This window comes from Elioraea sp. (genome assembly GCF_051860475.1).
In the GTDB taxonomy this organism is placed as follows: Bacteria; Pseudomonadota; Alphaproteobacteria; order Acetobacterales; family Acetobacteraceae; genus Elioraea.
Genome location: NZ_JBHYDW010000072.1, coordinates 1 through 22,011 on the forward strand (window position 1 = coordinate 1; position 22,011 = coordinate 22,011).

20 protein-coding genes are annotated in these 22,011 nt (G+C 69.0%); 10 read left to right on the plus strand and 10 right to left on the minus strand.

Going from position 1 to position 22,011, the window contains the following annotated elements; all coding sequences use genetic code 11:
* Positions 1-67 precede the first annotated feature (67 nt).
* A complete protein-coding gene (locus ACTIFU_RS13495) occupies positions 68-1,627 on the minus strand; it encodes an ABC transporter substrate-binding protein (protein ID WP_439578833.1) in 1,560 nt (519 codons plus the stop codon).
* Positions 1,624-2,691 (minus strand): mannonate dehydratase, encoded by a 1,068-nt coding sequence (locus ACTIFU_RS13500; protein ID WP_439578834.1) that lies wholly within the window; start codon positions 2,689-2,691, stop codon positions 1,624-1,626. The genes ACTIFU_RS13495 and ACTIFU_RS13500 overlap by 4 nt, the downstream gene beginning before the upstream one ends.
* Positions 2,692-2,725: 34 nt before the next feature.
* On the opposite strand from ACTIFU_RS13500, the gene ACTIFU_RS13505 reads away from it, so the two are divergent.
* Entirely contained in the window at positions 2,726-3,460 is a 735-nt protein-coding gene (locus ACTIFU_RS13505; RefSeq protein WP_439578835.1) for a GntR family transcriptional regulator, read from the plus strand.
* Positions 3,457-4,080, plus strand: a complete 624-nt coding sequence (locus ACTIFU_RS13510) for a glutathione binding-like protein (RefSeq protein WP_439578836.1) — start codon at positions 3,457-3,459, stop codon at positions 4,078-4,080. The genes ACTIFU_RS13505 and ACTIFU_RS13510 overlap by 4 nt, the downstream gene beginning before the upstream one ends.
* Positions 4,081-4,102: 22 nt before the next feature.
* On the opposite strand, the gene ACTIFU_RS13515 is transcribed toward ACTIFU_RS13510, so the two are convergent.
* From ACTIFU_RS13515 to ACTIFU_RS13550, 8 genes are all read right to left on the minus strand, one after another.
* Positions 4,103-5,626 carry a tripartite tricarboxylate transporter permease gene (locus ACTIFU_RS13515; RefSeq protein ID WP_439578837.1) on the minus strand — a complete coding sequence of 508 codons (1,524 nt, stop codon included), beginning with the start codon at positions 5,624-5,626 and terminating at the stop codon, positions 4,103-4,105.
* Positions 5,627-5,656: 30 nt separating this feature from the next.
* Positions 5,657-5,896 carry a tripartite tricarboxylate transporter TctB family protein gene (locus ACTIFU_RS13520; protein WP_439578838.1) on the minus strand — a complete coding sequence of 80 codons (240 nt, stop codon included), beginning with the start codon at positions 5,894-5,896 and terminating at the stop codon, positions 5,657-5,659.
* On the minus strand, positions 5,893-6,126 hold the full coding sequence (locus tag ACTIFU_RS13525) for a hypothetical protein (protein ID WP_439578839.1): 234 nt from the start codon (positions 6,124-6,126) through the stop codon (positions 5,893-5,895). The genes ACTIFU_RS13520 and ACTIFU_RS13525 overlap by 4 nt, the downstream gene beginning before the upstream one ends.
* A 93-nt stretch (positions 6,127-6,219) precedes the next feature.
* Positions 6,220-7,236: a Bug family tripartite tricarboxylate transporter substrate binding protein gene (locus ACTIFU_RS13530; protein ID WP_439578840.1), complete on the minus strand. Its 1,017-nt coding sequence runs from the start codon at positions 7,234-7,236 to the stop codon at positions 6,220-6,222.
* Positions 7,237-7,417: 181 nt separating this feature from the next.
* Positions 7,418-8,359 (minus strand): 3-hydroxyacyl-CoA dehydrogenase family protein, encoded by a 942-nt coding sequence (locus ACTIFU_RS13535; RefSeq protein WP_439578841.1) that lies wholly within the window; start codon positions 8,357-8,359, stop codon positions 7,418-7,420.
* Positions 8,360-8,362: 3 nt separating this feature from the next.
* The gene (locus ACTIFU_RS13540) at positions 8,363-10,135 is read right to left on the minus strand and encodes a hydantoinase B/oxoprolinase family protein (RefSeq protein ID WP_439578842.1); all 1,773 of its coding nucleotides are present in this window, start codon (positions 10,133-10,135) and stop codon (positions 8,363-8,365) included.
* Positions 10,132-12,210, minus strand: coding sequence for a hydantoinase/oxoprolinase family protein (locus ACTIFU_RS13545; protein WP_439578843.1), 2,079 nt, complete (start codon positions 12,208-12,210; stop codon positions 10,132-10,134). The genes ACTIFU_RS13540 and ACTIFU_RS13545 overlap by 4 nt, the downstream gene beginning before the upstream one ends.
* Positions 12,211-12,471: 261 nt before the next feature.
* Positions 12,472-13,554: a peptidase M14 gene (locus ACTIFU_RS13550; protein WP_439578844.1), complete on the minus strand. Its 1,083-nt coding sequence runs from the start codon at positions 13,552-13,554 to the stop codon at positions 12,472-12,474.
* A 74-nt stretch (positions 13,555-13,628) separates the two neighbouring features.
* Here ACTIFU_RS13550 and ACTIFU_RS13555 point away from each other — a divergent pair, with 74 nt between their 5' ends.
* From ACTIFU_RS13555 to ACTIFU_RS13590, 8 genes are all read left to right on the plus strand, one after another.
* On the plus strand, positions 13,629-15,260 hold the full coding sequence (locus ACTIFU_RS13555; protein ID WP_439578845.1) for an ABC transporter substrate-binding protein: 1,632 nt from the start codon (positions 13,629-13,631) through the stop codon (positions 15,258-15,260).
* 7 nt (positions 15,261-15,267) lie between these two features.
* Complete coding sequence (locus ACTIFU_RS13560; protein WP_439578846.1) at positions 15,268-16,128, plus strand: alpha/beta hydrolase; 861 nt, start codon at positions 15,268-15,270, stop codon at positions 16,126-16,128.
* Positions 16,125-17,393, plus strand: coding sequence for a pyridoxal phosphate-dependent decarboxylase family protein (locus tag ACTIFU_RS13565; protein ID WP_439578847.1), 1,269 nt, complete (start codon positions 16,125-16,127; stop codon positions 17,391-17,393). Before ACTIFU_RS13560 ends, ACTIFU_RS13565 begins: the two co-directional genes overlap by 4 nt.
* A 31-nt stretch (positions 17,394-17,424) precedes the next feature.
* Positions 17,425-18,456, plus strand: coding sequence for an amino acid ABC transporter substrate-binding protein (locus ACTIFU_RS13570; RefSeq protein ID WP_439578848.1), 1,032 nt, complete (start codon positions 17,425-17,427; stop codon positions 18,454-18,456).
* 34 nt (positions 18,457-18,490) lie between these two features.
* The gene (locus ACTIFU_RS13575) at positions 18,491-19,642 is read left to right on the plus strand and encodes an amino acid ABC transporter permease (RefSeq protein WP_439578849.1); all 1,152 of its coding nucleotides are present in this window, start codon (positions 18,491-18,493) and stop codon (positions 19,640-19,642) included.
* Complete coding sequence (locus ACTIFU_RS13580) at positions 19,642-20,751, plus strand: amino acid ABC transporter permease (protein WP_439578850.1); 1,110 nt, start codon at positions 19,642-19,644, stop codon at positions 20,749-20,751. Before ACTIFU_RS13575 ends, ACTIFU_RS13580 begins: the two co-directional genes overlap by 1 nt.
* On the plus strand, positions 20,748-21,497 hold the full coding sequence (locus tag ACTIFU_RS13585) for an amino acid ABC transporter ATP-binding protein (RefSeq protein ID WP_439578851.1): 750 nt from the start codon (positions 20,748-20,750) through the stop codon (positions 21,495-21,497). Before ACTIFU_RS13580 ends, ACTIFU_RS13585 begins: the two co-directional genes overlap by 4 nt.
* Positions 21,494-22,011 (plus strand): GntR family transcriptional regulator (locus tag ACTIFU_RS13590; protein ID WP_439578852.1); only part of this gene is annotated, 518 nt, incomplete at its 3' end. The genes ACTIFU_RS13585 and ACTIFU_RS13590, both read left to right, overlap by 4 nt.

The following is a 22,011-nucleotide window of genomic DNA, read 5'->3' on the forward strand; positions in this document are numbered from 1 at the left end:
GCCGGGGGCGGGCCCCGGGGCCCGCCCCCGGCGCCCCCCGGCCCTGTCGCAATTCTCGCCGCTGCGCCTATGCGGCGCGGATATCGGTCGCGTAGGTGAGGGTGTCGCTGCGCGCGGCGAAGCTGAGCCCCTTGCGCGACGCCCAGATGGCGGCCTCGTGGTGCAGCGGGATGACCGCGGTCTCCGTCCGGATGGTGCGCGCGGCCTGGTGCAGCAGCGCCTCGCGCTTCGCGGTGTCGATCTCGGCGAGGGCGGCCCGCATCACCGCATCGAGCGCCGGGTTCGAGTAGTGGCTCTCGTTCGACGGCCCGAACCCTGCCGCCATGTCCTTCGTGCCGGCGAGCTGCGGCACCAGTGTCCAGGTGACCGGCCCCGGGCCGGCGCCATGCAGCACCATCGAGTATTCGCCGCGGCGCCATTCCGCAAGCCACACGTTCAGCGGCACCGCATTCACCGCGACGCGGACGCCGATGCGGGTCAGCGCGGCAGCGATCGCCTCGGCCACGCGCCGCCCGTTCATGTTGCGGTCCGACGGTGTGGAGAGGCGGACATCGAAGCCCTGGCCCCAACCGGCCTCGGCGAGCAGGCGGCGCGCCTGGTCGGGATCGGCGGGCTCCACCGTCAGCGACGGATCGTGCCCGGACTGGCCCGGGCCGATGATCTGCGAGGCGGGGATGGCGAGCCCGTCGAGGATGCGCTCGCAGATCGCCTGGCGCGGGATCGCAAGGCTGACCGCGCGGCGTACGCGCGCATCGGCGAACGGATTCCGGCCACCGGTGCCGCCCATGTCGGGCTTCGGCGTCTCACCCTGATGCACCTGGAGATAGGTGATGCGGGTCGAGATCGCCTTGTGTACGAGAAAGTTCGGATCGGCCGTCAGCCGCTCGACGCTGGTGGTCGAAGGGTTGACAATGAAGTCGACGTCGCCGGCCAGCAGCGCGGCCTCGCGCGCCCCTGCATTGGGGATGATGCGGAGTTCGGTGCGCGCCCAGGTCGGCTTGTCGCCCCAATGCGCGGGATTGGGCTCGAGCACCAGCCTGTCGCCGCGCGCGTAGGAGACGAATCTGAACGGCCCGGATCCCACCTGCGCGCGGCCGGTGGCGAAGTCCTCCCCTGTGGCGTCGGCGAGACGCGCCGGCACGATGAACACCGAGGTGAGCAGGTTGGGCAGGGCCGGCGTGGGCACCGAGGTCATGAAGGTGACGGTGCGGGCATCCCTGGCGATCGCCTCCTTCACCGGTCGGATCACCGTCGTGAGCGGACCTGGCGAGTTGCGGATCGCGCGGATGCGCGCTACCGAGGCGACCACATCGGCAGCGGTGACCGGGCTGCCGTCCTGGAACCGCGCATCGTCGCGGAGCGAGAACTCCCAGCCCTCGGTTCCGAGCGGCCGCCAGGATCTGGCCAGCCGCGGCACCGCCTGCTGCGCCGCGTCATGCGCGGTGAGCGCATCGAACAGGTGATACGCAACCGAAAGATTGTAGGGGAAGGAGTGGAAGTGTGGGTCGAGCGCGGTCCATTCCGCATCGAAGGCGACGCGGAGCGTGACCGTTCCCTGGGCGCGGGACGCGCGCGGCAGGGCGGCGAGGGCGGCAGCGGCGAGGCCGAGCGAGCGGCGCGTGATCATGGCGTTGTCTCCCGTTGCGATGTCGCGTTGGTCGCGGGTGTCGTGGCATTGTCCGCGCCGAGCACGCGGAGGATCCCGGCGATGAAGCCGGTGGCGTAGGCGCGGCTGCGATGGCCCCAGACCGTGTCGCCGACCACGTGCGGCACATGGTCGTCGATCACGAACCCGTCGAAGCTGGCCTCGCGCAGGGTGCGCAGCACGGCGACCGCGTCGACCGTGCCCTCGTCGATGAAGGATTCGGCGAAGCGCGGCAGGACACCGGCGACGCTGCGCAGGTGCACGTAGTGGATGCGGCCTTCGCGGGCGAAGCGCGTGAGCGCGGCCATCATCGTCTCGGCGCCGGCCTCGGCGAAGGTGCCGGTGCAGAAGGCGATGCCGTGATTGGGGCTGTCGGCATAGTGCATCGCGCGGGCGAAGCCGGCCTCGTCGCGGAAGATTCGAGCGACCCCGTCCAGCGCGGGCACCGGCGGGTCATCGGGATGCAGCGACAGCTTCACCCCTTCCGCTTCAGCGACCGGCAGCACAGCGTCGATGAAGCGTTCCCAGTTCGCCCACATCGCAACCTCATTGCGCGGCGGCAGGGTGCCGGTGGCGATCCGTTCGCCGATCACGTGGTCGTAGGCGGTGACCAGCGCCCCGCCGCGCCCGTGCGCGGCCTTCGCGGTGCGCCAGACCTGGTCGGGGATCCAGGCATAGCCGAGCACGGGAATACCGGCCTGGCCCATCGCGCGGATGGTCGCCTTGAAGTCGTCGATCTGCTCCTCCGCGCCCGGCAGCCCAAGGATCGCGTGGTCGATCAGGTTCTTCGGCACGCCCTCGATGCATTCGAGCGCGAGCCCGTGCGCCGCTGCCGCGGACCGGATCTGGGCGAGCTCCATCGCATTCCAGCGCGTGGTCGGCGGACGCGGTCCGGCCGAGGCTCGGAACTGCTTGTTCAGGAACGCGACCCAGGCGGGCGAGTCGAGATCGGGCTTGTTCACCGTCACGCCGGTGCAGCCGATCTGGCGCGCGAAGCGCAGATCGTCCTGGGTGAGTTCGCGGAACTGGCCGGCGGCAAGGCGCATCGGTATCCTCCCACGGCGATCAAAGGAGAGTTGTTTGATCAATTCAAGTGAAATCGATCAGATCAGCGGCACGATCGAGGATCGCGTCCTCGATGCGCTGCGCCGGCTGATCGTCACCGGCACGTTCCAGCCCGGGGCGAAGCTGACAGTGGCGGCGATCGCCACCCGGCTCGGCGTGAGCCCGATGCCGGTTCGCGCAGCCCTGCGCCAGCTCGCTGGCGAGGGACTCATCGAGGCAGACGCGAACCGCGGCGCGCGGGTGCGGGTGCTCAGTGCCGACGACATCCGCAACCTCTATCGGCTGCGCGGCGCGGTGCTCGGTCTGCTGATCCCGGATGTGGTGCGGCATGTCTCCGAGGCGGACCTTGATGCGCTGGAGGCGATCGAGGGCCGGTTCGAGGCAGCTGTGGCGCGCGGCGACGGAGCCATTGCGATGGCCGCCAATCACGACTTCCACGCCGCCCTGCTGGCGCTTGCACGCAATCGCGACGCGGCTGCGGTGATGGAACGCACCTGGGCGCTGGTCGAGGCGCTGCGGCTTCGGCTCGGCTTCGGGCCGGGGCGGCTCGATCGCGCCGTCGAGGGGCACCGGGCGCTGCTCGCGGCGCTGCGCCGGCGCGACGCTGCGACCGCGACCGCGCTCGCCGTCACTTCCTCCGACAACGCGATGGCGGACCTGCTCGCCCGTGCCGAGGCAACCCCCTTGCGCGCCCGTTCCGCCCGACCCAGCATCCCGCGCATACCCGGATCGAGGAGAAGCACCCCATGAAGCTGTTCTACAGCCCCGGCGCCTGCAGCCTTGCCCCGCACATCGCCCTGCACGAGGCCGGGGCGACGTTCGAGGGCCAGCGCGTGGCGCTGAAGGACGGCGCGCAGTTCCAGCCCGAGTACCTGGCAGTGAACCCGAAATCGAAAGTGCCGGCGCTGCTGCGGGACGACGGCTCGATCCTGACGGAGTGCCCCGCGATCCTGTTCTGGATCGGCCGGCGCTATCCCGACCGGAAGCTGCTGCCAGAGGATGTCGAGGGGCAGGCGCGCGCGCTCGAGTGGATGAACTTCATCTCCGGCAGCATCCACAATGGCGGCTTCACCCGAATCAGCCGCGCTGAGCGGTTCGTCGCCGATCCCGCGCACGCCCCGGCGGCGGCCGAGAAGGCGAAGCAGGACACGGCGAAGTACCTCAAGATCGCCGACGAGATGCTCGACGGCAGCGACACCGCACTCGCCTCCGGCCACTCGGTGGTGGACGACTATCTCTACGTCATGGCGCGCTGGGCCGAGCGGACGGGCAAGACGCTGGCCGATTTCCCGGCGCTCAAGCGCCTGCACGACCGCGTCGCCGAGCGGCCCGGCACCAAGGCGGCGCTCGCGGCCGAGGGGCTCGCGTAGGCGCCGTGGGCGTGCCGTCCGGCTACTCGTCGCCGGTCGGCGCGCTCCCGCGCCCGGAGCGCTGGTGGCGGATCTCGCGCAGCACCGAGAGCCCGACAGCACCGATCGTCAGGACCATCAGCACGATCGTCACCTCGTTCTGCAGGAAATAGTCCATCAGCGACATCCGCCGCGCGCGCGCGATCGTCATCACCCGCTCGAGATTGCTCTCGGCGAGCGGGCCGAGGATGATGCCAAGGATGATCGGCGCGAGTGGGAAGCCGGTGCGGCGCAGGATGTAGCCGATCACGCCGAGGAACAGCATCAGCCACACGTCGGCGAGCATGTTCCGGTACGAGAACGCCCCGAGCACCGACAGGACCGCTACCGCGGGCGCGAGCACGCCCTGTGGGATCAGCACGACCTTCGCGAGATACTTGAGGCCGCCGAACGCGGCGATCGAGAAGAACAGGTTGGCGGCCAGCAGGCTCAGGATGAACGGGTAGATCACTTGGGGCTGCTCGACGAACAGCCGTGGCCCCGGGATAATCCCGTGGATGAGCAATCCACCGATCAGCGCCGCGGTCACCGCGTTGCCCGGGATGCCGAGCGTCAGCATCGGGATCAGGCTTCCCCCGACCACGGCGTTGTTGGCAGCCTCGGCGCCCACCACCGCCTCGTAGGAGCCCTTGCCGTACTCGTCCGGCCGCTTCGAGAACCGGTGCGCCTCGCTCCGGCCGATGAAGGCGGCGATGTCGGCGCCGGCGCCGGGCAGCAGGCCGATGAAGGTGCCGATGATCGCCGAGCGGATATAGGTGATCTTCACGCCCAGCATGCGCACCCAACCGGGCCACATCGGGCCGATGGTCGGGATGTCGAGCTGCGTGTCCGTTCCCTTGCCGTGACAGAGATAGAGGACCTGGCTGATCGAGAACAGCCCGACGATGCCGACGATCACCGGGAAACCCTCGTAGAGCGCCTGTTCGCCGAAAGTGAAACGGAGCGAGCCGGTGAACGGGTGCGTCCCCACCGCGCCGAGCAGCAGCCCCAGCACCGCGGCGATCAACCCCTTCACCACCGAGCCGGTGCCGATCGCGCCGACCGTGCTCATCGCGAACACGACGATCCAGAAGAACTCGGCCGAGCGGATGTGAAGCGCCCAGGCCGCGACCGCGGGGGCGGCGAACAGCAGCACCAGCACGCCGATCTGCCCGCCGAAGAACGAAGCGGTGATCGCGCCGCCGAGCGCGAGCCCGGCCTTGCCCTGCTTTGTCATCTCGTAGCCGTCGAGCATCGTCGCGACGGCGGCCGGCGTGCCCGGCACGTTGATCAGGATCGATGAGATCGAGCCGCCGAAGATCGCGCCGCAATAGACGCCGCCGAGGAAGGAGAGGCCCTGCACCGCGTCCATGCCGAAGGTCAGTGGCACGAGCAGCGCGATCGAGAGCGTCGCCGACACGCCTGGCGTTGCGCCGAACAGGATGCCGAGCACCGCGCCGGCGAACACCAGCAGCAGGTTGATCGGGTGGAACGCCACCAGCGCGGCGTCGAACAGCAGCTCACCCATGGAGGTCGGTCTCCCGCGCGCGCGCGCCCATCAGAACAGCACCCCGTGCGGCAGCGGCACGCCGAGGAAGCGCTCGAACAGCACCCACGCGACCCCGAGCAGGCTCGCGCAGACGACGACCACGATCACGGGGCTGCGGATGCCAAGGAACAGCATGTGCGTGGTCAGGAACAGCGTGGCCGTGGCGAAGAAGCCGAGCACGGGAAGCAGCAGGGCGAAGCCCGTGAGGAACCCGATCGAGACGAGCACCCGGATGTCGCGCTCGGTCATTGCGGGCCTGCTTCTTCTGCGGCCTTGTCGTCGCGTCGCGCCGGCGGGCGCAGCAACGACTGCAGCAGCAGGACGATGCTGAGGGCGAGCAGCGCGTAGAGCATCCAGCGCGGCCAGATCGCCGCGCGTTCAGGATATTGAGCGGTCTCGGCGAAGCCGAGCCCGGCAAGTGTGATCAGGACGAGCGCGGCGACGCTGTCCACGCCCAGCCTGGCGAGGATCCGACGCATGTGGCTGATCTCCGAAGTTGGGCTCGCGCTGACGTTCGCCTCACCCGTCGGCAGGAGCGCGCCTGTGCCCCCGCCGACGGGTTGGCGATGGTGCTATTCGAGATATCCGCCTGCCTTGAAGAGTTGCAGCAGGTCCTGCACCGATTGCTGGTTCTGGCGCATGATCTCGCCGAACGCATCACCCACGCGCGGTTCGACGAGCGTGAGCTGGCGGCGCACGGCCTCCTCCTTGTAGGCGGGCTTGGCCATGGCGATCGCGAAGGCCTCGCGGTAGAGCTCGAGCAGTCGCGGCGGGATGCCGGCCGGACCCGCCCAGCCGCGCGTCGAGCCGAACATGCCGAGGTCGCGCCCGAGCGCCTCGTTGGTGGTCTGCACCTCCGGGACCAGGTCGTAGCGCGACTCCCAGAAGATCATCGAGTCGACCGCGGAACCCTTGACGTTCACGTAGTCCGAGACGTTGCCCATCATCAGCTCGACTTCCTTCGACAGGAAGGCGCGCTGGGCCGGTGCGCCGCCGGAATAGGGGATGAAGGTGAACTTCGCCCCCGTGGCGGCTTCCAGCGCATAGACCGCGAGATGATCGTCCGACAGCGGGCCGTCGGCGCCCACCGTGATGCTGCCGGGATCGCTCCGCGCCTTCTCGATCGCGCCGCGGATCGAGCGGCCCGGTGCGCGGTCGTTGGCGACCAGGATGTTCGGGTCGATCACGTTGACGCCGATCGGCACCAGCTTCTCGGTCCAGGGCGCGAAGGCCGGCTTGCGCGCGGCCTCAACGAGCGCGATCGCCGGCAGGTTGATGACGCCGATGGTCGAGCCGTCGGGGCGTGCGCGCGACATCGCCACCCAGCCGACCTCGCCGCCGGCGCCGGGAATGTTGCGCACGACGGTATTGGGCCGCCTTCCTGTCAGTTCCTCGATCGCGGCCTCCATGAACGGCAGGGCGGTGCGCACCAGGATGTCCGTGCCGCCGCCCGCGGCGTAGGCGACGATAGCCTCGATCGTTCCCGGAACGGTGACGTCGCTGAATTTCGGCTGCGCCTGGGCGCGCCGCACGAACGGTGCAAGCGCGAACCCGGCGGCCAGGGCCGATGTGACGAATCTCCGCTTCATGTCGTTCCTCCCTGTTACAGACCTGTTCCAATCCGGAGTGTTGCCGGATCAGCTCTCCCTTCTGGCCGCGATCTCCAGCGGCCGGCGGAAGGAGAGTCGCAGGCAGACTAACGGCAGGTTGCGCGGGTGTCATCTCCTGGCGCTACCATTGCCGCGACGGGCGATCGCGCGCCGCGAGACGTCACTCGGCGTCGGCCTCGCGCAGAACGCGCATCGCCGCGAGCAGCGTGCGCTCGTAGCGCGCGCGTTCGCGCGCTACCGCCTCGGGCGGCCAGTCGCGGAAGCCGCGCCCACTCTTCGCGCCGAGCCGCCCCTCTGCCACCAGGCGCGCGAGTGTGGCGCTCGGCGTCGTATCATTGCAGAGCGAGGAATAGATCGTGCGCGCGGCCGCGAGCTGGGTTTCCAGACCGGCGAGCTCCTTCTGCAGGATCGGCCCGGCAGCGAGATAGCGGAAGCCGAAGGCGTAGCGCACCGCCGCATCGACATCCTCGGCGGTGGCGAGTCCCTGGTCGATCACCGCGAAGGCCTCGCGCATCAGCGCGTGCTGGATGCGGTTGGCGAGGAAGCCGGGAACGTCGCGCGCGACCCGGATCGGCTTGCGCCCGAGCGCGGTCATGATCGCGGCGAGACGGTCGCACACCGCCGGATCGGTGTGCTCGCCCTGCACCACCTCGACACCAGGCACGAGATGGGCGGGCAGGAAGAAGTGCAGGTTCGCCATCCGCTCGCGCGTCGCGCAGTCGCCTGCGATGTCGGTGATGCGGAAGCCCGAGGCGTTGCTCGCGACCGGCACGTCCCGCGGCACGAGCCGGTCGAGCTCGACGAAGATCGCGCGCTTCAGCTCCAGCCGTTCCGGCGCCGCCTCGATCACGACCGCGGCGGAGGCGAAATCAACGGCATCCAGACGTTCGACCGCGGAGAGGGCGCTGACCGCGTCGGGCTCAGCCTCCAGCTGGCCGAGCGAGCTCCGCACGCGGGCACGCCGCTCGGGCGTGAGCCCGCCGGCCGGCTCGACCGCGGTGACGCGCCAGCCACCGGCGAGGAAGATTGCGGCGATGTCGCAGCCCATCAGGCCGAGACCGATGACAACGGCGTGGTCCGGTGCGGTCTGCTCCCGGGTCATGGATCAGGCACGCCGCGCGGCCGCGGTCGCCTCGCGGTCAAGCGTCGTGTCGGGCGCGAGCACGACGCCATAGACCTGCCGCGCCTCCTCCGCGGTGATCAATCCGTCGAGCACGTCGTCGCGCACCGCCGCGGGATCGCGCAGACGTGGCTCTCCATAGCCGCCGCCGGCCGGCCCCTCGCAGAGGAAGGTGTCGCCCGTGCGCACCGCCATGTGCGGCACCTTCGAGGGGAGGGGCTGCGTGCTGCCGTCGGCGCGGCGCAGCGTCAGCCGTGCCGGCGCGCCGTCATGTCCGCCGGCGAAACCCCAGGGCGCGAAACGGTGGCCCTCGCCCTCGACCGAGGCGCCGCCATCGACGAGGAAGCGGAACGAGCGCATGCTGCCCAGGCCACCGCGCCAGCGCCCCGCGCCGGCCACGCCTTCGCGCAGCGTGTAGCACTCGACACGCAGCGGCACGTGGGTCTCGATGTCCTCGATCGGGTTGTTGCGCGTGTTGGCGTAGAGCGTATCGACCGCGTCCATCCCGTCCGCGCCCGGGCGGCCGCCATAGCTGCCCTCGAAGATCTCCATGTGGACCCAGTGGCTGTTGCCCGTGAGACCTGAGAACGCGATCACCTTGAGGTTGCCGATCCCCGCGCTCACCTGCTCCGGCACCGCCTGAGCGAGCGCCTTCATCACCGTATCGGCGAGCTGGTTGCCGGGGCAGAACCGCGCGATAGTGGGCGCAGGGAACTCCGGGTTCGCGAGGCAGCCTTTCGGCGCGATGATCTCGATCGGCCGGGTCAGTCCCTCGTTGACCGGAATGTGTCCGTGCACCGCCGTGTCGAGCAGCACCGAGCGCACGGTGAGCCACACCGCGACATCGACCGTGCCGGTGAGCGGCATGTTGATCGGCCGGTCCTTCACCTGCGGCGCGGTGCCGGTGAGATCGACGACCAGCCCGTCGCCGCGCTTGGTCACCGTCGCGACGATCGGCAGTTCGCGCCGAGCGGGATCGGGATCGTCGAGATAGCCGTCGATGAAGGTCTCGGCGCGCCAGGTGCCGTCCGGCAGACGCGCGATCGCCTGGCGCATCAGCCGTTCGGCATGGTCCATCAGCGCCGCGCAGGCGGCGCGGAACACCGGCAGGCCCCACCGCGCGACCAGTTCCGCCATCCGCTCCGCACCGATCCGGCTCGCCGCGACCTGCGCCTCCATGTCGCCGACCACGAGCGCCGAGGCGCGCACGTTGTCGCGCAGAATCTGCCAGACCGCATCGTTGCGCACGCCCCGGTCGAATACCTTGATCGCCTTGAACTGCAGCCCCTCGGCATAGGCGTCGATCGCATCGACGATGCCGCAGGAGCCGGGTGTGAGCGCGCCGATATCGAGATGATGCGCGGTGGTCGCCGAGAACCCGACCAGCGTGTCGTCGTGGAACACCGGCACGATGAAGGCGACGTCCGGCCCGTGGCTTGCCCCGCCATAGGGGTCGTTGTGCATGATCACGTCGCCGGGCCGCACCGCCTCGCCGCGCGCGGCGAGTGCCGCCAGCATGTGCTTCACGTAGCCCGGGATCGGCCCCGACTGCAGCGGCGTGGACTGCGCGCTCTCGGCGAGCCCGCGTCCCTCCGCATCGACCAGGGCCGCGCCAAAATCCTCGCTCTCGCGAATGATCGAGGAGTAGGACATCCGCATCAGCTTGTAGCCGATCTCGACCGCGATATTCTCAAGCGCGCCTTGGATCACCGAGGCGGTGACGGGATCGATCGCGGTGTGCGCGCTGCGGTCGCTCATGCGGGCTCTCCCGTGGCGATGATCAGGTTGCCGGCCGCATCGACGACCGCCGTGGTACCAGGCGGAGCGACCGTGGTGCTGTCGGTCTGGAGGATGATCGCAGGGCCGGCGATCGCGGTGTCGAGCGGCAGGCGGTCGCGCGCGAGGAAGGCGGTGTCGCGCGTCTGCGGTCCCGCCGGGCCGGCAAACACCACAGGGCCGCGGTGCGTGAGCGCGCCGTCCATGCTGCCGGCGCGCGGCGGGCTCGGCCGGCCGAGCTTGGGGCGGGCGCCGGTGCCGATGACGCGCAGGTTCACGATCTCGATCGGGCTCTGCGAGAAGGCGTGGCCGTACTCGGTGCGGTGGCGCTCATGGAAGCGCGCGATCGCCGTGTCCAGCATCGCGCCGGTGGTCTCGCCGGGATCGACCGCGATGCGCAGCTCGTAGCCCTGGCCGACATAGCGGAGATCGGCCGCGCGCGCGAACGAGACGTCGGCGCGATCGATCCCGTCGGTGGCGAGCTGCGTGGCGATCGCGGCCTCCATCGCGGCGAAGTCGGCGGCGATGCGCGCCGGATCGAGCGCGCCCGAGACCTGAAAGCAGGTGCGCACGGCATCGTAGCGGAGATCGGTGGTGAGCAAGCCCATGGCCGAGGTGATGCCTGGATAGGGCGGCACCAGCACCTCGCGGATCGCGAGCGCTTGCGCGACCTCGACCGCATGCAGCGGGCCTGCGCCGCCGAACGCGACGAGTGCGAAGCCGCGCGGATCGATGCCCTTCTGCACGGTCCGGCTGCGGATCGCGTTCGCCATGTTGGCGTTCACGATGGTCAGGATGCCGAGCGCCGCCTGGTCGAGCCCGAGCCCGACCTCGGCGGCGAAGCGCTGCACGGCCGCCCGCGCCGCGCCCGCATCGAGCGCCATCGCGCCGCCGAGGAAGTTCGCCGGATCGAGCCGGCCGAGCACGATATTGGCGTCCGTCACGGTCGGCAGCGTGCCGCCGCGGCCGTAGGCAGCCGGTCCCGGCACCGCTCCTGCCGATTGCGGGCCGACGCGGAAGGCGCCGCCAGCGTCGAGCCGCGCGATCGAACCGCCGCCCGCGCCGATCGTGTGGATGTCGATCATGGGCGTCAGCAGCGGGAACCCCGCGATCCAGGTGTCGCGCGCGGTCGCCTCGACGAAGCGTCGGCCCGCGACGATGCCGATATCGGCCGAGGTGCCGCCCATGTCGAAGGTGATCACATCGCGCCGCCCCGACAGTCCGCCGGCCCAGATCCCGCCCAGCACGCCGGCGGCGGGGCCGGAGAGCATCGTCACCACCGGACGGTCGGAGACCATCGCTGCGGTCGCGACCCCACCATTCGAGGCCATGATGTGCAGATCGGCCGTCAGCCCGGCCGCGCGCATCCGCCCCTCGAGCCGGCGCACGTAGTCGCGCACGGGCGGGCCGACGAAGGCGTTCATCGCCGCGGTGGTGAAGCGTTCGAACTCGCGGAACTGCGGCGCCACGTCGGAGGAGAGGGTGACGAAGGCCTCCGCGTGCTCCTCCAGCACGAGATCGCGCGCGCGGCGTTCATGCACCGGATCGAGATAGGAGAACAGGAAGCAGATCGCGATCGAGGTGATGCCGGCGGCCTTCAGCGCGCGCGCGGCCGCGCGCACCTCGTCCTCGGCGAGCGGGGTGAGCACCTCGCCGCGCGGCGGGATCAGCCGCTCGGTCACCTCGTGGCGATGGCGGCGGCGGATCAGCGGCGTGTCCTGCCAGGGGATGCGCTGCTGGATCGAGTAGTGCTGCGGGCGCTGGTGCCGGCCGATATGGATCACGTCGCGATAGCCGCGTGTGGTGATCATGCCGCACTCGGCGCCGCGATGGGTGAGCGCCGCGTTGGTCGCGATGGTCGTGCCGTGCAGCACGTGATCGACGCGGCCGGAGGCGATGCCGGCGCGTTCGCAGACGCCGAGGATGCCCTCGATCACACCCCCGGACGGGTCGTCGGGCGTCGTCGAAACCTTGTGGATCGCGTTCAGCGCGCCGCCCGGCTCCGCGAGCACCAGGTCCGTGAACGTGCCACCGACATCGACACCGACCAGGATCATGACGCGGTGATCCTCCAGGCGCCAGCGACCGCAGGATCATGGCGCGAGCGCTGGTGCGGGTGCTGGTACGCGCGGTGCGCACCGATGGGCTGCTCAATCATGATGCCTCCGTCGGAGGTGCAATCATGCACGTCGTCGGCGACATGGGCCAGTCGCGAAGGGGCCACGCTACCGCCAGGACGCTAACCGTGAGGGACGTGCATCTCGGCGCCCCGGTCCCTTCGGACCGTGTGGCGCACGTGCTCGCCCCCTCGGACGGCTTCAGCGCTTTGGAGACGTGCTATGCACCGAGCTGGCAAGGGCGCCGGGATCATCTTGTCCGATGCGGAGCATCACGGCGCCAGGCCGTGGCCGAGCGACGGGCATGATCAGTACGGCATTGGGATATGGAGTGCGAATCTCGGCAAGGCCGTCATGGCCGAGAAGGGTACCGGCTTCGGCGACTTCGGCGATGTCGGGCCAGATCCGTCCCAGCCCAGCAGACTCTCCGCGAGCCAGGATCGTATGCGTGACGGTGACGACGCGAGCACGCTCGGCCGGTCGGGTAGGCACAAGCGGCGTCACGACGGCCGCGTCGATCATGCGAAGCCGGTCGAGCAGCCGGACTGCGGCCCGCACGGCGTTCAGCCCGGTCTCGGCGACCCAGTGCTGCCCGCACTCGACAACCACTCCGACCCGCGTTCCGGAGGTCATGCCGAGCCCGCCCCAGTCCCGCAGCCGGCCACCCCCGTCGTCGCGGACGACCAACCCCGGCCATCCGATCGAACAGGCGAACGTAGTCTTGCGAACCGGCCAGCCGGGCAATGTCATCGGCGGTGACGGTTGCTGGGTGGAGTGCAAGTCCAACAGCACGTCGACGCTGTCTATGAAGGGACGCAGTTCCCGCGCGCGATCGAGTTCGACCCTACGGTCAGCTCCGTTGAGCATGCTCGCCGCCCAGATGCGGTTCATGTCGTGATCAATGTAGAATGCCTGGTTTGGCGCGGCCGGGTCCCAACGCTCGTGCGCGCGCCAGTTGTTGAACAGCAGCGACAATCGCCCGCGCACGGGCCGCAGCCGCGTGCGCAGGAGCAGATCGAGCGCGTAGCTGCCGCAGATCTCATCGCCATGGGTGAGCGCGACCAGCGCGACATGCGGTCCGGGCTCTGATGCCTCGAAGCTCCAGAGATAGGGAATCCCGGTGTTCCCTCTTGCCCAGGGGCCGATCGGCACGGGTGCGGTCTCAATAGGAAAGCCGTGCGCATGGGGCGGCGTCGGGTTAAACGGTCTCGGATAGTACGCCGAGGCAGGATCGCCGACATCGCTGCGCGGTGCGGTGTTCTGCTCGCCGGTCTGGTGTTGCATGTGATCACATTAGTGCCTAGCATTAGCTAAATCTAGAACGGCTCGCGCAAACCGGGTAGGGGAGGGAGACGAAGATGAGGAAGCAGGCTGGTCCGTCCGGCAGTCCGATGCGTCTGTCGCGTCGCGCCCTTGCCGGTGTAGCGATCGGCTCAATCGGCACAGCCGTCGGCGCGCCCGGGATCCTGCGCGCACAACAGGGAGCGGCGCCACGCACGCTGAACATCGCGGCCGCCGCAGAGCCGACCTCGCTCGACCCCCATTTCCAGGACCACGACCCGACCATCAATGTGCAGCGGCACATCTACGAGTACCTCGTGGGGCAGGGACCGAGGATGGAACTGATCCCGGAACTCGCCGAGAGCTGGCGGACGAAGGATCCGTTGACCTGGGAGTTCAGGCTGCGCCGCGGGGTGGTGTGGCATGACGGCGCGCCGTTCACTGCGGCCGACGTGATCGCCTCGTTCCGCAGGGTACCGACCGTCGAGAACAGCCCATCCTCGTTCGTGCCCTATGTGCGTCAGATCATCGCCATGGAAGCCGAGAACGATCACACCCTGGTGCTTCGCACGGCGACGCCGTTCCCGCTGATGCCGAACTACATGGGTGCGGTGATGATCGTACCTGCACGTCTCGCGGCGGCGAAGACCTCCGACTTCAACACCATGGCGGCGGCGATCGGCACCGGACCGTATCGGGTCGTTGAGTACATTCGCGGGCAGCGCATCGTGCTGGAGGCGAACCCGCGTTACTGGGGAGAGCCGCTGCCTTACGCGCGGGTCGTGTTCCGCCCGATCACGGCCACTGGCTCGCGCGTCGCCGCACTGCTGTCGGGCGATGTCGATCTGATCGAACAGCCGCCGCCTGTTGACATCCCCGCACTTCGCGGCAATCCAGCGGTGCGCGTGTGGGAGAGCGTCGGCAATCGCATCGTTTACTTCGGACTCGACTTCCACCGCGAGCGTGCCGTCGGCGTGGCGGCGCATGACGGGAGTCCGATCCCCAATCCGTTCCGGGACCTGCGCGTCCGTCAAGCGCTCAGTCTCGCGATCAACCGCGATGCGATTTGCGCCAGGGTGATGGAGGGCCTCGCCTTCCCGGCGAACCAGATGGTCTCGGCCGGTGTGTTCGGCCATGAGCCGGCCATTCCTGCACCGTCGTTTGACCCGGACCGTGCCAGGCGCCTGCTTGCCGAGGCCGGCTATCCCGAAGGCTTCCGCATGGCCATTCACGGCACGTCGGACCGGTTGGTGAACGACGAGAAGGTGCTGCAGGCGCTCGCACAGATGTTCGCGCGCATCGGCGTCCGCGCCGAGGTCGACGCGATGCTTTCCACCGCCTTCTTCCCGCGCGTCAATCGACTGGAGTTCAGCTTCTTCTTCAACTCCTGGGGCGCAGGCTCGTCGGGCGGCGTGACGACGATCCGGACCGCGCTGGCCACATACGATGACGCAAGAGGGATGGGGCGTGGCAATCGCGGCCGCTACTCGAACCCGGAGGTGGACCGGCGGATTCACGTCGCGCTCGAGACGATCGAGGATGCCGAGCGGGAGCGCCTGATCCGGGAGGCGACTGCGCAGGCGATGGCCGATGTCGCGGTGATCCCAACGCACTGGACCAAGAACTTGTGGGCAAGCCGTGCGAGCGTTGCCTACGAGCCGCGCGTGGACGGGTTCACGCTCGCGACCAAGATGCGCCCTGCTTCGTGAGCGGCCGATGCTCGCGCATGCTGATCGGCCCTGGTTCCTCACGCGCTACGACACGGGCGTCACGCCATACTGGGCCCTGCAGGCGGAGCCGCGCGTAGGCTATCGTCTGTGCGTTCCGCGTGGTTACGATCCGGGCGGGACATCGCGGCATCGGCTGCTGGTCGCGCTGCACGGCTCGATGCGTGAGGACCATGCGGTGCCGTTCCAGAGCCTCGTCGGGGCGACCGGTGCGATCGTGCTGGCGCCGATGTTCCCTGGGGGATTGGCGATCCCGGGAGACCTCGACGCCTACAAGTTCCTCCGCTTCGAGGGCTTTGCCTGCGACCGCCTGCTGTTCACGATGATCGCCGAGGTCGCACGCAAATACCGCCTTGAGTGCGATGGCACTCGCTTCGCGCTGTTCGGCTTCTCGGGAGGGGCGCAGTTCGCGCACCGCTTCCTGTATCTCTACCCCGAGCACCTCCGCGCGGTGTCGCTGGCGGCTCCAGGGCTCATCACGCTGCTCGACGACCGCCTTCCGTGGTGGGTCGGTACCGGCGGGATGGCGGCGGCGTTCGGGGCAAGGCGGATCGACCGGGCCGCGGTCGCGCGCGTGCCAGTGCAGATCGTCGTCGGATCGGCCGACGACGATCCGACCGAGATCGCGATCCGCGAGGGGGCACATGACTGGATGCCCGGCGTCAACGATGCCGGGCCGACACGGCTTGATCGGGCCACAGCCCTCGTCGCGAGCCTCAGCGATGCCGGCCTGACCGTGCGGCAGGACGTCGTGCAAGGCGCCGGGCATGACCACCTGGCGCTGATCCCTGCCGCAACCGCGTTCCTCGTCGCAGTCCTTTCCCACCCGTTCCAGGAGGCATCCGGATGACCGATGGCCCGAGACGCTCCATCCCCGCGCAGGGCCGCCCCTGGGAGGAGTTGAAGGCCGAACTGGAGGCCGCGAAGAGAACAGACTTCTCGTGGCGCGAAGGGCGGATGGCGCTCTACTTCTATTACCTCAACGAGGAGGTGAAGCGCGTCCAGCAGGAGGCCTATCTCGCCTACTGGACCGAGAACGCGATGGGCCAGCGCGCATTCCCCAGCATGAAGACACTGGAGGACGATGTGATCGCGATGGGCCTCGATCTGCTGCACGCGCCGCCCGAGGCGACCGCCACTTTCACTTCGGGCGGTACCGAGAGCATCCTGCTCGCGATCAAGACCGCGCGCGACTGGGCGCGGGAGACCAAGGGCATTACCGCGCCCAACATGGTGCTGCCGCGCACGGCGCACCCGGCCTTCGACCGCGCCGCCGAGTATTTCGGCGTGAACGCGATCCGCGTACCGACGACCCGCAACGATTTCCGCGCCGACGTCGCAGCAATGGCGGATCGGATCGACGTGAACACGATCCTGCTGCTCGGCAGCGCACCAAACTACCCATTCGGCGTGTTCGACCCGATCCGCGAGATCGCGGATCTGGCGCAGGAACGAGGCCTCTGGATGCATGTGGATGCCTGCGTGGGCGGTTTCCTCGCTCCCTTCGTGCGCCGGCTCGGCCACGAGATCCCCGAGTTTGACTTCTCGGTTACTGGTGTCACCTCGATCTCGGCGGATCTGCACAAGTACGGCTATGCCCCGAAGGGTGCCTCGTTGGTGCTGCTCCGCGACCGTGCCCTGCAGAGGCACCAGACCTTCACCTTCAGCGGCTGGGAGCGCGGGACCTACGCCTCTAACACGGTGCAGGGCACACGCGCGGGTGGCGCGGTGGCTGCTGCCTGGGCCGTGATGAACTTCCTGGGCCAAGATGGCTACACGCACTGGGCGCGCGTGATCATGGACACGGTGGAGAAGCTCACGCGCGGCATCAACGCGATCCCCGGTCTCGCGGTACTGGAGCCGCACGAGCTGTGCATCTTCGTCTACCGCTCCAGCGACCCAGCGATTGATATCGGCCTGGTCGCTGAGGCGATGACGCGACGCGGCTGGTTCGTCGGCCGCCAGGTCGAGCCGCCGGGCATCCACATGCATCTCAATCCGGTGCACGCGGAGACGGCGGATCTCTATCTCGCCAATCTCGCCGCATCGGTGGCCGATGTGCGCGAGGCCGGCACGCGCGCCCGCGCGGCCGAGCATGCCGGACAGACCTACTGACAACAACGTCAACGGGAGAGGGAGAACGTACATGATGCGCAGAACGGTATTGGCAGTGGCGGCGCTGCTCGGCCTTGGTGCCGCGGGCGAAGCGGCGGCGCAGGCCGCGCCTGATCAGCTCAAGACGATCCGTGACCGCGGCGTGTTCCGCTGCGGCGTCTATGAGAACGTCCCCGGCCTTTCAGCCCTCGACGCTCAGGGCAACCGGGTCGGTTTCGATGTCGACTACTGCCGCGCGATGGCGGCGGCCATCCTTGGCGACGGGACCAACGTCGAGTTCCGAACCATGACGCTCGCCCAGGGCATCCCGGCGCTCAAGTCGGGTGAGGTGGACATGATTGCGCTCGCGCTGACCTACACGATCCAGCGCGACACCGAGCTCGGCCTCGATTTCGTCGGCCCCACGCTCTACTCCGGGCACGCGTTCATGGTGCACAAGCGCTCCGGCGCGGCTAAGCTCGCCGATCTGAATGGCGCGACGATCTGTCTGGTCGCCGGCGGCATCACCGACAGTATGATCTCGGACTACTTCCGCGCCCGCAGCATGACCTTCCGCCCCGTGGCGATCGAGAACACGACGCAGATGTACGCGCTCTATGAGGAGGGCCGCTGCGACGTTGTCACCTCCGAGGTGCCGTTCCTCGGAATGCGCCGGTCGCGCTTGCGCAATCCGGCTGATCACCTGATCCTGCCCGAGATCTTCGCCAAATCGCATATGGGTCCGATCGTGCGCGACGATGACCGGGCCTACAGCCACGTCGCGCGCTGGGTGCATTTCGCGCTGGTGAATGCCGAGGAGATGGGGATCACGCAGGAGAACGTCGCCAACATGGCGTCCGAGAGCCGCGATCCGGCGATCCGCCGCTTTCTCGGCGTCGAGGGCGAGATCGGCGCGAAAATGGGTCTCGCCAACGACTTCACGCAGAGGATCGTCGCCGCGGTGGGCAACTACGGCGAGATCTTCGACCGGCACTACGGCGAGAAGTCGGTAATCAAGCTGCCGCGGGGGCTCAACGCACTCGCCCTCGACGGCGGACTGCAATGGTCGCCCACCTGGCGATGATGTCGTTGCCCACCGCCCGGGCCATGCGGGCGGGATGAACGGCCTCGCGGCAGTCTGGCTCCGCCCCGGTGTGCGCGCTGCGGTCTGGCAGACGCTCGCCGGTGCGGTGGTGATCGCTGGCGTGCTGTGGGTGGCCGCCAACATCTCCGGCAACGTGGCGCGCCGCGGCCTCGACATCGACTTCGGGTTTCTTGCAGGGCGTGCCAGCTTCGAGTTCGGCGAAAACCTGGTGGGCTATCGCGCCGGTGACAGTTTCCTCGTGGCGTTCCTCGCGGGTCTCGCCAACACGCTGCTGGTCGCCATGCTCGGAATCATGCTGACGACGATCGTCGCGATGATTCTGTCTCTCGCGCGGCTGTCGCCGAACCGGCTGCTGTCGCGCCTCGCCTGGGGCTGGATCGAGGCGGTGCGCAATACGCCACTGCTGCTGCAACTGCTGTTCTGGCACCAGCTCGCCATCCGCGCCCTGCCAGGACCGCACCAGGCGTGGGCGGTAATGCCCGGCGTGTTCCTGTCCAATCGCGGCCTGGTCTTCCCCGCGCTCGACTGGCAGCCGGCGATGGGTGTTGCGCTTGCAGCGTTCGTCGCCTGCACGGCCGGGGCGGTACTGATGCGCCGTGCCGCGCTCGCGCGGGGCGCCGGCGCGGCGCTGCGCACCGTGGTGATGTTTGCGCTCGCCCTGACGCTGCCGGTGCTGCTGTTCCTCGCGATTGCCGAACCGCTCGAGGGCAGCGTGCCGACACTGCGCGGCTTCAACTTCCAGGGCGGCGTCTCGGTCAGTCCCGAGTTCGTCGCTTTGCTGGCCGGCCTCGTGGTCTATCAGGCCGGTTTCATGGCCGAGACGATCCGGTCGGGGATCCTCGGCGTCCCGAAAGGGCAGGTGGAGGCGGCCGCCTCGCTCGGCCTGGCGCGCGGGCAGCAGCTTCGTCGCGTGGTTCTCCCCCAGGCGCTCTGGATCATCGTGCCGCCAGTGACCAGCCAGTATCTGAGCCTGACCAAGAATTCTTCGCTCGCTGTGGCGATCGGGTACCCGGATCTGGTGCGCGTCTCACAGGTGACGATCAGCGAAACCGGCCGTGCGGTCGAGTGCATCACGATCTTGCTGCTGGTCTACCTGTCGCTTTCGCTGTTCACTGCGTTCCTGATGAATCTCTACAACCGCCATCTGATGCGGCGGCGCGGCTGATGGATAGCTCCGCCGTCGCGCTCTCCGTGGCGCGTCCACCCCCCGCGGTCGCGCGGCGGCGCTTCGGCGTCCTCGCAGGACTGTTCGATACGTGGCCGAATGCGGCCGTTACGCTGCTGCTCGTGTGGCTGCTGGTCCGCATCGGCATCGCGATGTGGGACTGGGCGTTCGCACGCGGTGTCTGGCAGGCGGAGACGGCCGAGCAGTGTGCGCGGACGGGCGGACTGTGCTGGGCGTTCCTCGCCGACCGCTGGCGGCTGATCCTGTTCGGCCCCTATCCCTACGCGCAGCAATGGCGGCCAGCCCTTGCGATGGTGCTGTTCGCGCTGCTGCTTGGTGCCTCGCTCGCGCCGGCGATGTGGGCGGCGCGACGGACACGGCTGCTTCTGGCACTCGCCTGGCCATGCGTGATCCTCACCATCGCGGCCCTGCTTTGGGGCGGCCTGCTCGGGCTCGTGCCTGTGCCGTCGCGGCTCTGGGGCGGACTGCCGCTGACGATGATTCTGGCTTCGGTCGGCGTCTCCGGCGCGTTCGTTCTGGCGATTCTGCTCGCGCTCGGGCGGCGCTCCGACATGCCCGTGCTCCGTGCGGTCTGTACGGCGTTCATCGAGTTCTTTCGCGGGGTCCCGCTGGTGGCGCTGCTGTTCCTTGCCTCGGTGCTGTTCCCCTACTTCGTTCCGCCGGACTGGACGATGGACGTGCTCCTGCGCGCGCAGATCGCGTTTGCGCTGTTCTTCGCCGCCTACATGGCCGAGGCGATCCGCGGCGGCCTCCAGGCGATCCCGAACGGCCAGTACGCCGCGTGCGAGAGCCTCGGGCTCAGCTATTGGCAGGCGCAGCGGCGTATTATCCTGCCACAGGCCCTGCGCATCGTGATCCCGTCACTCGTCAACATCTTCATCGCCGCATTCAAGGACACCTCGCTGGTGGTCGTGATCTCGATGATGGACCTGCTCGGTGCCGCCAACGCGTCTACGGCGGAGGCGAAATGGTGGGGGCTCTACATCGAGCCCTACCTGTTCGTCGCGTTGATCTATCTGGCGATCTGCGCGGTGATCTCGACCTACAGCCGCGGGTTGGAGCGTCGGCTCGGGGTGAGCGAGCGATGAGCGCGGTCGTGTCCATGCGGTCGGTGATCAAGCGCTATGGCGTGCTGACCGTGCTCGACCGTGTCTCGCTGGAAGTGGCACGCGGCGAACGCATCGTCATTTGCGGCCCGTCGGGCTCGGGCAAGTCGACGCTGATCTCCTGCGTCAACGGCTTGGTGGACCACGACTCGGGGCGCATCGTCGTCGACGGGATCGAGGCCAGCCGCGCTGCCGGCACGCTGCCAGCCGTGCGCAGGCGCGTCGCGATGGTGTTCCAGCAGTTCAACTTGTTCCCACACCTGACGGCGCTGGAGAACTGCACGGTCGGGCCGGAGCTGGCGCTCGGCATCGGCAGGGCCGAGGCGCGCGAGAGCGCGATGACCCTGCTCGAGCGCGTGCGCATCCCCGAGCAGGCGCACAAGTACCCGGCGCAGCTCTCCGGTGGGCAGCAGCAGCGCGTCGCGATTGCGCGTGCACTGGCGATGCGGCCTCAGGTGATGCTGTTCGACGAACCAACCTCGGCGCTCGACCCGGAGATGATTCGCGAGGTGCTGGACGTGATGGTGGAACTGGCGGATACCGGCATCACCATGATCGTCGTGACGCACGAGATGGGCTTCGCGCGCGAGGTCGCGCACAGAATCCTGTTCATGGATTTCGGCCAGGTGCTGCAGGACGACCCGCCCGAGTGCTTCTTTGCCTCCCCCGCGACCGAGCGCGTACGCGAGTTCCTCGCGCATATCCTGCGCCGGGACGCGCCCGCGTGACCGGGCGGCCCTACGCGGTGTTCACCGTGGTCGAGCACACCACCCTGCGCGACCACGCCTATGCGCGACTGCGCGAGGCGCTGATGACGGGGCGGTTCGATCCGGGTGAGCATCTGACCATCCGGGGCCTCGCCGCGGCGTTCGGCGTCAGCCCCACGCCGATCCGCGAGGCGGTCGGAAGGCTCGCCGCCGAGGGCGCGATCGAGGCCGAGGCGAACAAGTGGATGCGCGTACCGCGCCTCTCCGCCGAGGAGCTGCGCGAACTGCGCGACATCCGGGTGGCGCTGGAGGGCCTCGCGACCGAGCGTGCGGCCGCGCTGATCACACCGCGTGAGCTCGCCGAGGTAGAACGGTTTGACGCCGAGATCGTCGCCCTTCGGCCGAGCGGCGATTGGAAAGCGATGATGGCGCGCATCAGCCGGCTGCATTTCGCGATCTATCGGGCCTCGCGCATGCCTGCACTGGTGCGCATGATCGAGGGGTTGTGGCTGCGCGCCGCCCCGCAGGCGACGCG

Excerpts from the sequence above, each read along its gene's own strand:
- ACTIFU_RS13510 (WP_439578836.1), top strand. The coding sequence starts at position 3,457 with ATGAAGCTGTTCTACAGCCCCGGCGCCTGCAGCCTTGCCCCGCACATC.
- ACTIFU_RS13565 (WP_439578847.1), top strand. The coding sequence starts at position 16,125 with ATGACCGATGGCCCGAGACGCTCCATCCCCGCGCAGGGCCGCCCCTGG.
- ACTIFU_RS13535 (WP_439578841.1), bottom strand. The coding sequence starts at position 8,359 with ATGACCCGGGAGCAGACCGCACCGGACCACGCCGTTGTCATCGGTCTC.
- ACTIFU_RS13555 (WP_439578845.1), top strand. The coding sequence starts at position 13,629 with ATGAGGAAGCAGGCTGGTCCGTCCGGCAGTCCGATGCGTCTGTCGCGT.
- ACTIFU_RS13580 (WP_439578850.1), top strand. The coding sequence starts at position 19,642 with ATGGATAGCTCCGCCGTCGCGCTCTCCGTGGCGCGTCCACCCCCCGCG.
- ACTIFU_RS13575 (WP_439578849.1), top strand. The coding sequence starts at position 18,491 with ATGAACGGCCTCGCGGCAGTCTGGCTCCGCCCCGGTGTGCGCGCTGCG.
- ACTIFU_RS13545 (WP_439578843.1), bottom strand. The coding sequence starts at position 12,210 with ATGATCCTGGTCGGTGTCGATGTCGGTGGCACGTTCACGGACCTGGTG.
- ACTIFU_RS13525 (WP_439578839.1), bottom strand. The coding sequence starts at position 6,126 with ATGCGTCGGATCCTCGCCAGGCTGGGCGTGGACAGCGTCGCCGCGCTC.
- ACTIFU_RS13560 (WP_439578846.1), top strand. The coding sequence starts at position 15,268 with ATGCTCGCGCATGCTGATCGGCCCTGGTTCCTCACGCGCTACGACACG.
- ACTIFU_RS13530 (WP_439578840.1), bottom strand. The coding sequence starts at position 7,236 with ATGAAGCGGAGATTCGTCACATCGGCCCTGGCCGCCGGGTTCGCGCTT.
- ACTIFU_RS13570 (WP_439578848.1), top strand. The coding sequence starts at position 17,425 with ATGATGCGCAGAACGGTATTGGCAGTGGCGGCGCTGCTCGGCCTTGGT.
- ACTIFU_RS13520 (WP_439578838.1), bottom strand. The coding sequence starts at position 5,896 with ATGACCGAGCGCGACATCCGGGTGCTCGTCTCGATCGGGTTCCTCACG.
- ACTIFU_RS13550 (WP_439578844.1), bottom strand. The coding sequence starts at position 13,554 with ATGCAACACCAGACCGGCGAGCAGAACACCGCACCGCGCAGCGATGTC.
- ACTIFU_RS13515 (WP_439578837.1), bottom strand. The coding sequence starts at position 5,626 with ATGGGTGAGCTGCTGTTCGACGCCGCGCTGGTGGCGTTCCACCCGATC.
- ACTIFU_RS13540 (WP_439578842.1), bottom strand. The coding sequence starts at position 10,135 with ATGAGCGACCGCAGCGCGCACACCGCGATCGATCCCGTCACCGCCTCG.
- ACTIFU_RS13500 (WP_439578834.1), bottom strand. The coding sequence starts at position 2,691 with ATGCGCCTTGCCGCCGGCCAGTTCCGCGAACTCACCCAGGACGATCTG.
- ACTIFU_RS13495 (WP_439578833.1), bottom strand. The coding sequence starts at position 1,627 with ATGATCACGCGCCGCTCGCTCGGCCTCGCCGCTGCCGCCCTCGCCGCC.
- ACTIFU_RS13585 (WP_439578851.1), top strand. The coding sequence starts at position 20,748 with ATGAGCGCGGTCGTGTCCATGCGGTCGGTGATCAAGCGCTATGGCGTG.